At 53.5% G+C, this 14,191-nt stretch carries 14 protein-coding genes and 1 other annotated feature (1 of these 15 only partly in view); of the genes, 2 read left to right on the plus strand and 12 right to left on the minus strand.

All coding sequences use genetic code 11. The features are described from left to right. Entirely contained in the window at positions 1–1,134 is a 1,134-nt protein-coding gene (locus ETA_RS07800; protein WP_012441083.1) for a glycosyltransferase family 4 protein, read from the plus strand. A 53-nt stretch (positions 1,135–1,187) separates the two neighbouring features. On the opposite strand, the gene ETA_RS07805 is transcribed toward ETA_RS07800, so the two are convergent. Then, the gene (locus ETA_RS07805) at positions 1,188–2,636 is read right to left on the minus strand and encodes a hypothetical protein (RefSeq protein ID WP_042959298.1); all 1,449 of its coding nucleotides are present in this window, start codon (positions 2,634–2,636) and stop codon (positions 1,188–1,190) included. A gap of 327 nt (positions 2,637–2,963) precedes the next feature. Between ETA_RS07805 and gndA the strand changes: the two genes are divergently transcribed. Continuing rightward, on the plus strand, positions 2,964–4,370 hold the full coding sequence (gene gndA / locus ETA_RS07810; protein ID WP_012441085.1) for an NADP-dependent phosphogluconate dehydrogenase: 1,407 nt from the start codon (positions 2,964–2,966) through the stop codon (positions 4,368–4,370). Positions 4,371–4,419: 49 nt separating this feature from the next. Here the strand turns inward: gndA and ETA_RS07815 are convergent, their stop codons facing one another. From ETA_RS07815 to hisG, 11 genes are all read right to left on the minus strand, one after another. Next, positions 4,420–5,535 (minus strand): succinylglutamate desuccinylase/aspartoacylase family protein, encoded by a 1,116-nt coding sequence (locus ETA_RS07815; protein ID WP_012441086.1) that lies wholly within the window; start codon positions 5,533–5,535, stop codon positions 4,420–4,422. A 57-nt stretch (positions 5,536–5,592) separates the two neighbouring features. Next, the gene (locus tag ETA_RS07820; RefSeq protein WP_012441087.1) at positions 5,593–6,387 is read right to left on the minus strand and encodes an ABC transporter substrate-binding protein; all 795 of its coding nucleotides are present in this window, start codon (positions 6,385–6,387) and stop codon (positions 5,593–5,595) included. 75 nt (positions 6,388–6,462) lie between these two features. Continuing rightward, positions 6,463–6,939, minus strand: coding sequence for a YbaK/prolyl-tRNA synthetase associated domain-containing protein (locus ETA_RS07825; RefSeq protein WP_083772838.1), 477 nt, complete (start codon positions 6,937–6,939; stop codon positions 6,463–6,465). Positions 6,940–6,995: 56 nt separating this feature from the next. Beyond that, entirely contained in the window at positions 6,996–7,607 is a 612-nt protein-coding gene (gene hisIE / locus ETA_RS07830; RefSeq protein ID WP_012441089.1) for a bifunctional phosphoribosyl-AMP cyclohydrolase/phosphoribosyl-ATP diphosphatase HisIE, read from the minus strand. After that, on the minus strand, positions 7,601–8,377 hold the full coding sequence (gene hisF / locus ETA_RS07835; protein WP_042958794.1) for an imidazole glycerol phosphate synthase subunit HisF: 777 nt from the start codon (positions 8,375–8,377) through the stop codon (positions 7,601–7,603). The genes hisIE and hisF overlap by 7 nt, the downstream gene beginning before the upstream one ends. Next, positions 8,359–9,096, minus strand: coding sequence for a 1-(5-phosphoribosyl)-5-[(5-phosphoribosylamino)methylideneamino]imidazole-4-carboxamide isomerase (gene hisA, locus ETA_RS07840; protein ID WP_012441091.1), 738 nt, complete (start codon positions 9,094–9,096; stop codon positions 8,359–8,361). Before hisA ends, hisF begins: the two co-directional genes overlap by 19 nt. Before the next feature lie 4 nt (positions 9,097–9,100). Next, positions 9,101–9,691: an imidazole glycerol phosphate synthase subunit HisH gene (gene hisH / locus ETA_RS07845; protein WP_012441092.1), complete on the minus strand. Its 591-nt coding sequence runs from the start codon at positions 9,689–9,691 to the stop codon at positions 9,101–9,103. Next, on the minus strand, positions 9,691–10,758 hold the full coding sequence (gene hisB, locus ETA_RS07850; protein WP_012441093.1) for a bifunctional histidinol-phosphatase/imidazoleglycerol-phosphate dehydratase HisB: 1,068 nt from the start codon (positions 10,756–10,758) through the stop codon (positions 9,691–9,693). The genes hisH and hisB overlap by 1 nt, the downstream gene beginning before the upstream one ends. Then, positions 10,755–11,846 (minus strand): histidinol-phosphate transaminase, encoded by a 1,092-nt coding sequence (hisC, locus tag ETA_RS07855; RefSeq protein ID WP_012441094.1) that lies wholly within the window; start codon positions 11,844–11,846, stop codon positions 10,755–10,757. Before hisC ends, hisB begins: the two co-directional genes overlap by 4 nt. Then, complete coding sequence (hisD, locus tag ETA_RS07860; RefSeq protein ID WP_012441095.1) at positions 11,843–13,150, minus strand: histidinol dehydrogenase; 1,308 nt, start codon at positions 13,148–13,150, stop codon at positions 11,843–11,845. The genes hisC and hisD overlap by 4 nt, the downstream gene beginning before the upstream one ends. Before the next feature lie 4 nt (positions 13,151–13,154). Next, positions 13,155–14,054: an ATP phosphoribosyltransferase gene (gene hisG, locus ETA_RS07865; RefSeq protein WP_012441096.1), complete on the minus strand. Its 900-nt coding sequence runs from the start codon at positions 14,052–14,054 to the stop codon at positions 13,155–13,157. Positions 14,055–14,121: 67 nt separating this feature from the next. Next, positions 14,122–14,191, minus strand: a sequence feature (His leader region); it runs 53 nt beyond the window's last position.

Raw genomic sequence — 14,191 nt, forward strand, 5'->3', positions numbered from 1 at the left:
ATGCGTAAACTTTGCTACTTTGTTAATACAGAATGGTATTTTGATTTGCACTGGTTAGAAAGAGCCTTATCTGCAAAGGATGAGGGTTACGAGGTTCATATTATCTGTAATTTTGATGATGAGGCCATTTATCAAAAATTTACGATTTTAGGTTTCCGGTGCCATAAGATAAATTTTCATTCACAATCACTTAGTCCATTACAATTTATAAAAACGCTTTATAAATTTACAGCTATTCTGAAGGCAGTGTCTCCAGACATTTTACATTGCATTACTATCAAACCGATTATTATTGGTGGTTGGTACGCTTTTTTTAAAAAGAAACCAATCGTTCTCAGTTTTGTTGGCTTAGGGCGGCTTTTTGATGCCGACACATTTATACTTAAAAGTTTGAAATTAATTATTTCCAAGATCTATAAAATCATACTCAAGAACCCAAGAGCATTATTTGTTTTTGAACACAATAGTGACAGAGAAAAACTATTAGAACTTACCCAGGGACCTGTCTCTCAAACCGTTGTTATTGACGGTGCAGGCATCAATACGGATCTGTTTTCTTATCAGTCAGAACCTATAAATGATAATCCAATCATATTATTTGCCAGTAGATTAATATGGTCCAAAGGGCTCTATGATTTGATTCAGGTTAAATTGAAACTTCAGGAGCAGGGTATTAATTTCAGGCTTCTCGTGGCGGGCATTATCGTGCCTGGTGATAAAGACGCGATCCCCAAGCCGGTAGTGGAAGGCTGGTCTGAGAAAGGTTGGATCGAATGGCTGGGAACGTCTGATAATGTCGCTGAGCTGATTCGCGAGGCAAATCTGGTGGCTCTTCCCTCCATTTATAGTGAAGGTGTCCCCAGAATTTTGCTCGAATCATGCGCAATTGGCCGCGCTTGCATTTGTTATGATAGTGGTGGTTGCGGGAGTCTGATTATTGATGGTCAGAATGGTTTTTTGGTCAGGAAGCGCGACATCGAGTCGCTTTCTGCACGTATTAAATATCTGCTTGAAAACCCTCTGGCCAGAATGAAAATGGGTAGGCGAGGAGCAGAGATTATCATTGGAAAATTTTCTTCTGAAATTGTGATCGCAAAGACACTTGCCATCTACAAACGACTGACAGCAAGCTAGAATTAAAAATAGGCCTTTAGTCTGGGCTCTCGAAAGAATTTATTCCCTTTTTTTCAACGTAAATTTTCTTTTATTACCTTAAGGATATTTACTGAAGCATTTTTTATATGTGCCAGCTCGCTTAGGGTATTTTTACGCTGTTGTTTTAAACTATCTTCTGATGTTGTCATCAAGTCCTCGATATATTTTACCGCATCATTAAAGCCAGCTACTCTGTAAACACCCTCAGCAATGATATCACCACTTGGCAGGAAGGGAAGGTGATCATCGCGCTCAATAAATATTACTGGTTTGTCCAGAATTTGGTATTCAAGCAGCCAACTTATTCCATCTACAATGAGCGCATCAGAAGCCTGGAATAGTGGGCCATAAGTATCATTTGTGAACAATGATGTATTGGGTAATTCATCCCATTGTTTGAAAAAATCCTCAATACCTTGCCTGACAGAGTCATATTTCTCGCTAAGCAGTGTTGTTAGCAAAGCCGGATGTGGACTAAAAACAATATCTACTTGTGAGTTCTTTTTCGCCCAGTCAAGCATTTGCGGATAAACCGTCATAAACGTGCCGAAGTTTGACCAGTTATGCTCGATACTGTGATGTGCACCCCAGATTACTCTATAATTTCTTCTTTCGTCTGGCCAATCAATAGGCCATTCGCTTTCTGAAGCAAGCAACTTCTCTACTTTGGGGTGGCCGGTCATATATATGTGATCATCGTTGATGCTGGTGTTACTCTTCAGTGAATCATATGCATATTTGTTTGCGACAAATAGCATTGAGCAATTTTTATGAAATTGACTGTTTTCAATGTTGGGATCTACGTTGCCCAAGAAATTCATTATTTCGTACGGTACGTAGGCAAGTTGAGCAAAATTCAACTCTTCTGAAGAGAATGCTGGTGGGATGTCTGCATCCCATTGTGATTGCCTGAATATAACGTCTGGATTGATCGTTTTGATAATCTCAAGATCTTCATATGAATTTTCTGACTTAAGTCGAATATGTTTGATATCCAGTTGACTCAATTTCTTATCAACGATTTCTTCACCAGAGAAACTTATATCGCCTGGGAATTTTTTGTTTATACTCGCAACAACGGGTTGAAAGGCGTTGTCTTTAAGCATGGCTTCGTACACCGGACTAAGACTGTCCCATGCGCTTACATTATGCACTAAAAAAAGACAGTGTATGACTTCACTGCGGTTTCTCACTTTACGCGATAGCGCATTGAGAGTATTCTTCAAAATGGCAACTTCATTTGTTAATTGCGCATTTTGTACAGTCATTTGGTTTATGATGAGTTGAGAGTTGACACTGCACAAGTGTTCTGTTTTTTTGTTTATCTCATCTTTTTGGTAGTCTATATATATCTTTAGTTTTTCTAAGCTTTGAAACATTTCGTCATGCTTTTTTATAATTGCATCTTGCTTTTGTAGGTTGATATCCTGCCTTCTGTATAAGTAAGGATATAAAAAAGACTTTATTCTTTTTGTCAGCATATTATTTCCTTTTGTAAGATAATTCTTTTTTTTCATACTGGCTTCTTATAGGATTTATCATTACTTTTATTAAGTCAATCTTTTATCCCTTAAGCCAGATAGTCTGCCAGTCAATTAAGATTATGCTTAACTATTTTTCAGAATTTGAGCTTTCTTTGTTTATTTTTTGGCCATATTTTGCGCATTCCCGTTCTGTCCTATCCCCAGATACTTTTTTCTACCTATGCCATCTATAGCTTTATGCGTGTGTTCTGTTTAAGTTAATATTAAAGCATCCATATGTGAGGTGTATCACACCTCGTTCACACTTCCTGACAGGAGTATGTAATGTCCAAGCAACAGATCGGCGTTGTAGGTATGGCGGTAATGGGCCGTAATCTGGCTCTTAACATTGAGAGCCGCGGCTACTCAGTCTCTATCTTCAACCGCTCACGCGAAAAAACCGATGAAGTCGTCGCAGAAAATCCAGGCAAGAAGCTGGTTCCACATTACACCGTTGAAGAGTTTGTAAGCTCTCTGGAAAAACCGCGCCGTATCCTGCTGATGGTACAGGCGGGTGAGGCTACCGATAAGACGATTGCATCCCTGACTCCGCATCTTGATAAAGGTGACATCCTGATCGATGGGGGCAATACCTACTATAAAGACACCATCCGTCGTAATCTCGAGCTGTCAGAGCAGGGCTTTAACTTTATTGGTACCGGCGTTTCAGGTGGTGAAGAGGGCGCACTGAAAGGCCCTTCAATCATGCCTGGCGGTCAGAAAGAAGCGTATGAGCTGGTTGCGCCAATCCTAACCGAGATTGCAGCCGTTGCCGAAGGTGAGCCTTGCGTGGCTTATATGGGGCCAGACGGTGCCGGTCACTACGTCAAGATGGTACACAACGGTATCGAGTACGGCGACATGCAGCTGATTGCTGAAGCCTATTCCCTGCTGAAAGGCGCGCTGAAGCTGAGCAACGAAGATCTGGCTAAGACCTTCAGCGAGTGGAACGAAGGCGAGCTGAGCAGCTACCTGATCGACATCACCAAAGATATCTTCACCAAGAAAGACGAAGAGGGTAACTACCTGGTTGATGTGATTCTGGATGAAGCGGCGAACAAAGGCACCGGTAAGTGGACCAGTCAGAGCTCGCTGGATCTTGGCGAACCGCTGTCACTGATCACCGAATCCGTGTTTGCCCGCTACCTCTCCTCGTTGAAAACCCAGCGTGTTGCGGCTTCTAAGGTGCTGTCCGGCCCTTCCGTACAGACCGTGAGCGGTGACAAAGCCGAGTTCATTGAGAAGGTGCGTCGTGCGCTTTACCTTGGCAAAATCGTTTCTTACGCTCAGGGCTTCTCACAGTTGAAGGCCGCTTCAACTGAGAACAACTGGGATCTCAACTACGGTGAAATCGCCAAGATTTTCCGTGCCGGTTGCATCATCCGCGCCCAGTTCCTGCAGAAAATCACCGATGCTTACGAAGATAATGCCGAAATCGCGAACCTGCTGTTGGCCCCTTACTTCAAGAACATTGCCGATGAGTACCAGCAGGCGCTGCGTGACGTCGTAGCTTACGCCGTGCAGAACGGTATCCCAACGCCGACCTTCTCTGCCGCTATCGCTTACTACGACAGCTATCGTTCAGCGGTGCTGCCAGCTAACCTGATCCAGGCTCAGCGCGACTACTTCGGTGCCCACACCTACAAGCGTACCGACAAAGACGGCGTATTCCACACGGAATGGCTGGACTAATGTAGTTCGCACGTAATGAAAAGGCTTCCTTCGGGAAGCCTTTTTTGCGTCAGGGCACCAGTAACTTCCCGCTTCTACAGGCTCCGTTCCCGGCCAGTCTGCTGACCAGCATACCCGCCGTGGCAAATCTCACCCAGTGGCGGGCGTAAAGCCTTCCGCCGAATTCTGCCACCAGCGGCGTCAGCCGATCGTTGATCGGGTCGAGGATATCAGCCACCACGTCTCCCGGATGGATCCATTCGCCAATATCACGACGATGCAGTATCACTCCCGCATGGGGGGCGCTAAGATATTCGCAGCCCGCCAGCGGAACCGCTGCGTTCAGCAACGGTGGGAGAGGGGCAGGGGAAACGTTCAGATAGCCCGCCTGTGCCAGGGCGTTGATGATGGCATCAGCATCCTGCTCTGCCTGCTGATGGCTGACGTCCCGCACCCCGCGCAGCTCCAGCGTGACCGGCTGTAGCCCTTGCGGCAGCGGGAAGCTTGCGCCCAGCTCGTGCTGAAGATAGCCCCAGGGTTCACGGCAGGCTTCATCGAAGGGCTCACCGCCGGAGACGTCAGCAACCAGCTGTACCTCGCTGCCCAGATAACGCGCCAGCGGTTCGATATCTGGCCACGCCTGTGGTGTAGTGTAGAGGTGCGTGAGCGCCTCCCAGTCGCAGTGCAGATCGATCATCAGGTCGGCCTGAGTGGCCATCTCCATCAGAATATTGCGCTGCGACTGTAGCTCGGTTGTCGGCGTCTGTTGGGCATACCAGCTGCTGATGGCGCGGCGGATAAGTTTCTGATTTTGAATTACATCTTGCGTTAGCTGCGGGGCGAGAACTTCAGCCAGCGCGGGGCCGATGGTCGGGAACTGGCGGTTAAAGTCCTGCCCGGAAGCATTATCAAAGCGTCCAAGATGAGTGCCGTGCCAGTGCTGGCCGAGGGCAATCGGATTCGCCACCGGCACCAGGGTGATTTGCGCACGGACATGGCCCGCGGCTTCCAGCGTGCTTAATTTGTTTTTCAGATACCAGGCGACCGCCATGCCGGGCAGCTCGTCACCGTGCAGTGCGGCCTGGATGTAAACCTGACGTGGGGATTCTGGACCAAAGTGATAGCTGATGATTTCACGCCGGGTGCCCGGCGAAGCGCTCAACAAGGAGTGATGGCGTTGCTGCATGATGGCTTTACCGTCTGCAAAGAGAGAACGGCCGTACCTGCTGATACGGCCGGAAACTTACTGTTTAATGGAAATATCAGTGGCGAAATATTTCTTCTGGATTTGGTCAAAGGTGCCGTTCTTTTTGATTTCAGCAAAGGCATTATCCAGTGCGCTCTTCAGCTCGTCATCGCCTTTACGCAGGCCAATCGCCGTGCCCGGTCCGATAATCGGGTCCTCCACAATCGGGCCAGCCAGCTCGAAGCCCTGCCCCTCAGGACGTTTCAGGAAGCCAATGGCTGCCTGGGCGGCATCGGTAAACACCACGTCGAGGCGCCCTGAAACCAGATCGTTTTCTACCAGGGCCTGGTCGCCGTATGCAACCACGTTAACGCCGTGCGGCTGCCATTTGGCCAATGCGTAACGTTCCTGTACCGTACCCTGCTGCACACCGACGTTTTTGCCTTTCAGCGATGCGGCGGTGGGCAGCAGGCCGGAGCCTTTATGTGCGATCAGCTGGGTGTGGGTATCGTACAGCGGCACGGTAAAGTTAATCTGCTTCAGGCGCTCTTCGGTAATGCCCATATCGGAAAGGATAGCGTCAAATTTACGCGCCTTAAGCGCCGGGATCATGCCGTCAAACTGGCTTTCCACCCAGACACATTTCGCCTGCATCTGGGTGCACAGCGCATTGCCGAGATCGATATCGAAGCCGATCAGCTCGCCCTTAGGCGTTTTAGATTCAAACGGCGGATAGGTGGGGTCCACGGCAAAGCGGACCTGTTCAATTTTTGCCTGGGCAGCGAGGCTCCAGCCTGCCATCAGCGCCAGCGCGGCCAGCTTGCAGAAAGTTGCTAGAGTATTCTTTTTCATCAGTCCCTTCATTTTATTATTTCAACGAGTGCTAAAAGTTACCTTCTCCAGACGGGCATGTGAAGCGGCAAAGCGTTAGCGGGTAAAATCAACCAGCCGCGGGGCGCTGATACGCCGGTAATCTTCAGTATTCAGCACCATCGATTTTTCCAGCAGTCCGGCATTAAACGCCAACTCCTGATAGCGGCTGAACAGGCTGGGATCGGCCACCAGTAACAGTTGGGGATGAAAGCTGAAAGGGGGGATAGCGCCAAACACGCAGCCGGTTAAGTTATCGACTTCGGTCGGGCTGGCCAGCGAGGCGCGTGTGCCGCCCAGCGCCTGGGCCAGTTGGGTAAGGTTGGCCTGCTTATCAGCCGTTAGCACCGCCAGCACGTGCTGTTTCACTCCGTTTCCCTTGACATGGCACACCAGCGCCTTGGCTCCCTGGCCCAGCGCGGTGCCACGGATTGCCGCCACCTCGTCACATTTTCCCGTAGCGTCATGTTCCATCACCTGATAACGCGCCTGATGGTGATCGAGCAGGGTGGTCAGTTTTTCAAATGTGCTCACGGTGGCTCCTGAAGGCAAAAAAGGCCGGATAACCGGCCTGATGGGGGTGAAATGAGCTATTTGTGGCGCTGACGCAGATTATCAATCACCGCCGACAGATTCAGATCCTGATCCTGTAGCAGCACCAGCAGATGATAGACCAGGTCAGAGGCTTCATTGGTCAGCTCCTCACGATCGTTAACCGTGGCGGCCAGCGCGGTTTCCACTCCCTCTTCGCCGACTTTCTGCGCGATGCGCTTGGTGCCGCTGGCATACAGCCGCGCGGTGTAGGAACTTTCCGGGTCGGCATCTTTACGCGCTGCCAGAATTTGCTCCAGCTGATACAGGAACGTCCAGTCGGCGGCGGCAGGTGAGAAACAGCTCGACGTGCCGAGGTGGCAGGTTGCACCCGCCGGATTGGCCATTATCAGCAGCGTATCGTTATCACAGTCCGGAGTGATGCTGACCACATGCAGATAATGCTGCGATGTCTCCCCTTTGGTCCACAGACGCTGCTTAGTGCGTGACCAGAAGGTCACCTTAGCGCTGGTTAATGTTTCCGCCAGCGCCTGCTGATTCATATAACCGTGCATCAATACTTCGCCAGAAACGGCGTGTTGCACGATGGCCGGCATCATGCCGTCCGTTTTTTCCCAGTCCAGCCGGGACAGCTGTTGTTCTGTTAACACACGCGGATCTCCACACCTTTTTCAATCAGGAACTTTTTCAGTTCGCCAATATTCACTATCTGTTTATGAAATACCGAAGCCGCCAGTGCACCGTCAACGTCTGCGTCACGGAAGGCTTCATGGAAATGATCCATGGTGCCGGCCCCGCCGGAGGCAATCAGCGGCACTCGACAGGCAGCGCGCACCTTTTGCAGCTGTATCAGATCGTAGCCATTGCGCACGCCGTCCTGATTCATCATATTCAGTACGATTTCACCCGCACCGCGCTGCTGGACTTCTCTGACCCAGTCGAGGGTCTCCCAGGTGGTAACACGGGTACGGCTCTCATCGCCGGTATACTGGTTAACATGATATTTACCGCTCTCGCTGTCGTACCAGGTATCGATGCCCACCACGATACACTGCACGCCAAAACGATCCGCCAGACGGGTGATCAGCGCCGGGTCTGCCAGCGCCGGGGAGTTAATTGAAATTTTGTCCGCGCCATAGGAGAGCAGCAGCGCGGCGTCTTCAACGGATTTAATGCCACCCGCCACGCAGAAAGGAATATCGATCACTTCCGCGACGCGCGAAATCCAGCTTTTGTCCACCACCCGGCCGTCCGACGACGCGGTGATATCATAAAACACCAGCTCGTCAGCGCCTTCCTCTGCGTAACGCTGCGCCAGCGGCACGATATCACCAATTATTTCGTGGTTGCGGAACTGTACGCCCTTTACAACCTGACCCTCGCGCACGTCAAGGCAGGGAATTATCCGTTTTGCCAGCATGAAATGGCCTCCGATACGGTGAATTTATTTTCCAGCAGGGCGCGACCGACGATCACCCCCTGGGCACCGCTGCCGCGCAGGGCACGAATATCTTGCAGTGAGCCGATGCCGCCAGAGGACTGAAAGGCAATCTGCGGATAACGCGCCGACACTTCGCGGTACAGATCGACGTTGGAACCCGCCAGCGTGCCGTCGCGTGAGATATCCGTGCACAGCACATGCTTCAGGCCATACGGCAGAAACTGCTCAATCGCCTGTTCCAGCGTCATCCCTGCGGCTTCCTGCCAGCCGCCGATCGCCACTTCTTTACGGTTATCGGCGTCGATACGCACATCCAGCGCCAGCACAATGGCGTCTGCGCCGTACTGTCTGAACCACTGCTGCACGTCTTCTGGCTGCTTCACGGCGGTGGAACCCACCACGACGCGCGTTGCGCCCGCCTGTAGCAGGGCGTCTACATCGTCCTGATGACGAATGCCGCCACCAACCTGAACCGGAACGTTTACGCCAGCCAGCAGTCGCGACAGCAGCGGGGTCTGACGTGCCGCCGGATTTTTTGCTCCGGTCAGATCGACCAGGTGCAGCACTTCTGCGCCCTGGTCCTGATAATCCTGTAAGCGCGGTAGCGCATCGCTGCCGTAGTCGCGCTGCTGGCCGTAATCGCCCTGATGCAGTCGCACCACGTTGCCATCAATCAAATCTAACGCCGGGATAATCATCCGCTTACATCTCCAGGAAGTTTTTCAGCAGCTGCGCTCCGGCAGCACCAGAACGCTCAGGGTGGAACTGCACGCCGAAGAAATTGTCTTTGTGTACGGCGGCGGTAAACGGCTCACCGTAATTGCACTGGGCAATGGTGAACGCATTGACCGGCATCGCAAAGCTGTGCACGAAGTAGAAGTAGGCACCGTCCTCAATACCGCGGAACAGGTGGTTGCCCGCCTGCGCGGTGATCTGATTCCATCCCATGTGCGGCAGCGGCAGGCCATGATCGGTCATACGCTTAACCGGCTGGTCGATGATATTCAGCGTTGGCACGCCGCCGCTTTCGTCACTGCCGCTGCCCAGCAGCTGCATGCCGAGGCAGATACCCAATACCGGCTGGGTGCAGGCTTTGATCAGATCGACCAGTTCCCGCTCGCGTAGCTGATCCATCGCCGCCTGTGCGGTGCCCACGCCCGGTAAAAAAAGCTTATCGGCATTGAGCACGATATCCGCTTCTTTGCTCACCACGGGCTGATAGCCAAGCCGCTGAACCGCCCATTTTACCGATGACAGGTTGGCACAGCCGGTATCAAGGATCACGACGTCCATTACAGCACTCCTTTCGAGCTGGGTAAGGTATTACCTTCAACGCGGATCGCCTGACGCAGCGTGCGGCCAAAGGCTTTAAACAGGCTTTCTACCCGGTGATGATCGTTTTTACCTTTGGTACGCAGGTGCAGAGTGCTGGCCATCGTGTAAGAGAGTGAACGGAAGAAATGTTCAACCATTTCGGTACTCAGATCGCCCACGCGCTGATAGCTGAACTCGGCTTTGTACTCTAGGTGTGGGCGACCAGAGATATCAAGGGCGCAGCGCGCCAGGCACTCGTCCATCGGCAGGACGAAGCCGAAACGACCAATGCCTCGTTTATCACCCAGCGCCTTGAGCAGCGCTTCACCCAGCGCCAGACCGGTGTCTTCCACGGTGTGGTGATCGTCAATATACAGGTCACCCTTCACGTCGATATTCATGCGGAAAGCGCCGTGAGTGGCGATCTGGTCGAGCATATGGTCGAAAAAGCCGACCCCGGTATTAATTTTGCTTTCGCCTTCGCGATCCAGCCAAACCTCGACCTTGATCTGCGTTTCTTTGGTGCTGCGTTCCACCAGCGCGTAGCGGTCGCGCCGGGTCAGCTGTTCTTCAATCGCGCCCCAGTTAAGCCCTTCTCTGGCGTACAGCAGGCCGGTAATACCCATATTGCTGGCCAGCTGCACGTCAGTGGTGCGATCGCCAATCACATAGCTGTTAGCGCAATCCAGCGCGCCTTCTGCCAGCCACGCCGTGACCATTTTGGTTTTCGGCTTGCGGCACGCGCAGTCATCTTCCGGCGTGTGCGGGCAGATCAGCACATCGCTGAAGGTGACGCCCTGAGAACTCAAAATCTGCATCATCAGCTGATGCGGGCCGTCAAAGTCTTCCTGCGGAAAGCTGCTGGTGCCCAGACCATCCTGGTTGGTGATCATCACCAGCTCGAAGCCTGCTTTTTGCAATGACAGCAGGGCGGGGATAACCCCCGGCTCGAAGGCCAGCTTATCTAACCGATCTACCTGATAATCTTCCGGTGGCTCCGCAATCAGCGTGCCATCGCGATCGATAAAAAGGACTTTCTGACTCATGCTTGCTCCTGAGGTACGCTGCTTCCGGGTAATAATTTTAATGCTGCAATGGCGCGCCCGCACTCGTCACGCGTGCCGATAGAGATGCGCAGGCAGCCTGCCAGACCCGGCTGTTTGTTCTGGTCACGCAGAATAATGCCCTGTTCCCACAAGGTTTTAAATACCCGGCTGGAGTCGGTGAAGCGCGCCAGAATATAGTTTGTTGTGCTGTCGTAAACCTGTTCGACACAGGCGCAGTCGCGCAGGCGGCTAATCAGCCATTCACGCGTGGCAATCAGCTCGCTAACGTGCTGGCGCATCAGGGCAATCCCCTCGTCGCTTAACGCCTGTCCGGCGATGTCCGCAACCGGCGTAGAAAGAGGGTAAGGGGCGATGACTTTCATCAGCAGAGCAATCACTTCGGCGTTGGCCAGGGTAAAGCCGCAGCGCAGTCCGGCGAGCGCAAAGGCTTTTGACAGCGTGCGCAGTATCACCAGGTGCGGATAGTCTTTTAACCAGCTTGCCAGCGAGGCCTGCGGGCAAAATTCAATATAGGCTTCGTCGGCCACCACCAGCGCTTTACCGCGCGTCATCTCTAACAGCTGGCGCATATCGTCTGGGTCTATCAGGTTGCCGGTTGGATTATTCGGGCTACAAATATAGACCAGCTTGACGCCATCCAGCCGGTCGGCAATGGCTGGCAGGTTGAGCTGCCAGTTTTCACCGGCCGCAACCGTACGGTACTCGATGCCGATCGTCTCCGCACTGACGCTGTACATGCCGTAGGTGGGGGGGCAAAACAGTACGGCGTCTTTACCGGGTTCGCAGAAGGCGCGCATCAGTAGCTCAATGCCCTCATCGGCCCCACGGCTGACCAGCACCTGATCCACTGCCAGCCCGGCGTAGCCGGCATAGCGCTCGATGACCTGCTTTGGCTGGCATTCCGGGTAACGATTCAGCGTATGCTGACTGAGTTCGAACGGCACCGCCAGCGGGTATTCATTGGCATTTAGCCATACATCACCGTTGCCGCCGAGGCGGCGTGCCGACTGGTAGGGCGTCAGCGCACGCACGTTGGCCCGCGCCAGGTTTTCAATGCTGTTGCTCATGGCTTCTCCTTCAGAGCGGCAACGCGCAGCGTCACGGCGTTTTTGTGGGCGGTGAGCTGCTCGGCGGCGGCCAGCGTTTCAATCGTCGCCGCCAGCCCCATAAAGCCTTGCGGCGTCAGTTCCTGCACCGTCATCCTTTTCTGGAAGTCGGCGAGCCCGAGGCTTGAGCAGGTAGAAGTATAGCCATAGGTGGGCAGCACATGATTGGTGCCGGAGGCGTAATCACCGGCAGATTCCGGTGACCAGTCTCCGAGAAACACCGACCCGGCGCTGGTAATGCTATCAACTAAATCACGCGCCTGACGCGTTTGAATAATCAGGTGTTCCGGCCCGTAGCGGTTGCTGATCTCCACGCACTGTTGCAGATCGCGCGTGACGATCAGAAGGCTGCTGGCCAGCGCTTGGGCAGCGGTGGCCGCACGCGGCAGTTCGGCCAGCTGGCGTTGGATGGCTGCGGCCACGGCGCTGGCCAATTTTGCGCATGGCGTCAGCAGGATCACCTGTGAGTCGGGGCCGTGTTCCGCCTGTGACAGCAGATCGGAGGCGACAAAATCTGCGGTGGCTCCTTGGTCAGCAATCACCAGCACTTCCGACGGCCCCGCGGGCATATCGATGGCCGCGCCGTCGAGGCGTTGACTGACCTGGCGCTTGGCTTCGGTCACCCAGGCATTGCCCGGCCCGAAAATTTTGTCCACTTTAGGCACCGACTCGGTGCCGAGGGCAAGGGCGGCAATCGCCTGGGCACCGCCGACCTGGAACACTTCTTTTACGCCACACAGCTGCGCGGCATAGAGAATTTCATCGGCAATTGGCGGGGGCGAGCAGAGCACCACTCGTCCACACCCGGCGATGCGCGCCGGCGTTGCCAGCATTAATACGGTCGAAAACAGCGGGGCTGAGCCGCCGGGGATATATAATCCCACCGACGCGACCGGGCGGGTGAGCTGCTGGCAGCGCACGCCCGGCTGGGTTTCGATATCGACCGCAGGCAGCCGCTGGGCAAGGTGAAACTTATCAATATTGGCAACCGCCACGGCCATCGCCCGTTTGATTTCATCATCCAGCCGCGCCGCCGCGCTGGCAATCTGCTGCTCGCTGACGCGCAGCACGTCAATCTGCACGTTATCGAAAGCGGCGCTGTAGTCACGTAGCGCCTGGTCACCTTCGGCTTTTACCTTGTCGAGAATGCCACGCACGGTGGCGCTGATGCTGGCAGAAGCTTCAACTGCCGGGCGTGTCAGTAGCGCCTGCTGCTGCTCTGGGCTGCATTCCGCCCAGACGATCGGGGTCATCGCGGTCGCCATCGTCTTACTCCATCATCTTCTCAATCGGCAGCACCAGAATGGAGCTGGCACCCAGCGCCTTCAGTTTTTCCATGGTTTCCCAGAACAGCGTTTCGCTGCTGACCATGTGCATGGCGACGCGGCTCTTGTCACCGGCCAGCGGCAGCACGGTGGGACGTTCCGCGCCCGGCAGCAGGGTGATGATCTCTTCCAGACGTTCGCTGGGGGCGTGCAGCATGATGTATTTGGATTCGCGCGCCTGAATAACGCCCTGGATACGCGTCATCAGCTTGTCGATCAGCAGCTGTTTGTTGGCCGGCATTTCGCCATCGCGCTGGATCAGACAGGCTTTCGAGCGGTAAATCACCTCCACTTCACGCAGACCGTTGGCTTCCAGCGTGGCGCCGGTCGAGACCAGATCGCAGATGGCATCGGCCAGGCCAGCACGTGGTGCGACCTCAACGGAGCCGTTCAGCAGGCAGGATTTGAAGCTAACGCGCTGTTCGTCAAGATACTTTTTCAGCAGGTGCGGATAGGAGGTGGCAATACGTGAATTCTGTAAGCATTGCGGGCCGCTGTATTCATCATCAACGGACATCGCCAGCGACAGGCGGCAGCCGCCAAAGTCAAGGCGGCGCAGCGTTTTGTAACGCGGGTCTTCGCCCTGGGCGCGGCGGGTCAGCAGCTCTTCTTCCAGCACGTTTTCACCGATAATGCCCAGGTCAACCACGCCGTCCATGACCAGCCCAGGAATATCGTCATCGCGCACCCGCAAGATATCAATCGGCATGTTTTCAGCAAAGGCAATGAGACGCTGCTGCTGAAGGTTGATCTTGATACCGCAGCGTGCGAGCAATTCGCGTGATTCGTCGCTTAAACGGCCTGATTTCTGCATAGCTATGCGTAAACGGGTGTTATCTAACATTGGTGAGCGTTCCTTTTTCCTGTCTGCGTTTATCGTTACAAGCCAGCGTTGTTCTTGTACCAGGGCCAAAAAAAAGCCCCCGGAAGGCGATCTTCCGGGGGCTGAGTTTGCGTTCTGCACCGCTGGAAGATCCTGAA

Source organism: Erwinia tasmaniensis Et1/99, from assembly GCF_000026185.1.
In the GTDB taxonomy this organism is placed as follows: domain Bacteria; phylum Pseudomonadota; class Gammaproteobacteria; order Enterobacterales; family Enterobacteriaceae; genus Erwinia; species Erwinia tasmaniensis.

Coding starts and splice junctions, on each gene's coding strand:
- hisG (WP_012441096.1), bottom strand. CDS start 14,054: ATGTTAGATAACACCCGTTTACGCATAGCTATGCAGAAATCAGGCCGT.
- ETA_RS07800 (WP_012441083.1), top strand. CDS start 1: ATGCGTAAACTTTGCTACTTTGTTAATACAGAATGGTATTTTGATTTG.
- hisC (WP_012441094.1), bottom strand. CDS start 11,846: ATGAGCAACAGCATTGAAAACCTGGCGCGGGCCAACGTGCGTGCGCTG.
- gndA (WP_012441085.1), top strand. CDS start 2,964: ATGTCCAAGCAACAGATCGGCGTTGTAGGTATGGCGGTAATGGGCCGT.
- ETA_RS07815 (WP_012441086.1), bottom strand. CDS start 5,535: ATGCAGCAACGCCATCACTCCTTGTTGAGCGCTTCGCCGGGCACCCGG.
- ETA_RS07805 (WP_042959298.1), bottom strand. CDS start 2,636: ATGCTGACAAAAAGAATAAAGTCTTTTTTATATCCTTACTTATACAGA.
- ETA_RS07820 (WP_012441087.1), bottom strand. CDS start 6,387: ATGAAAAAGAATACTCTAGCAACTTTCTGCAAGCTGGCCGCGCTGGCG.
- hisB (WP_012441093.1), bottom strand. CDS start 10,758: ATGAGTCAGAAAGTCCTTTTTATCGATCGCGATGGCACGCTGATTGCG.
- hisF (WP_042958794.1), bottom strand. CDS start 8,377: ATGCTGGCAAAACGGATAATTCCCTGCCTTGACGTGCGCGAGGGTCAG.
- hisH (WP_012441092.1), bottom strand. CDS start 9,691: ATGGACGTCGTGATCCTTGATACCGGCTGTGCCAACCTGTCATCGGTA.
- hisA (WP_012441091.1), bottom strand. CDS start 9,096: ATGATTATCCCGGCGTTAGATTTGATTGATGGCAACGTGGTGCGACTG.
- hisD (WP_012441095.1), bottom strand. CDS start 13,150: ATGGCGACCGCGATGACCCCGATCGTCTGGGCGGAATGCAGCCCAGAG.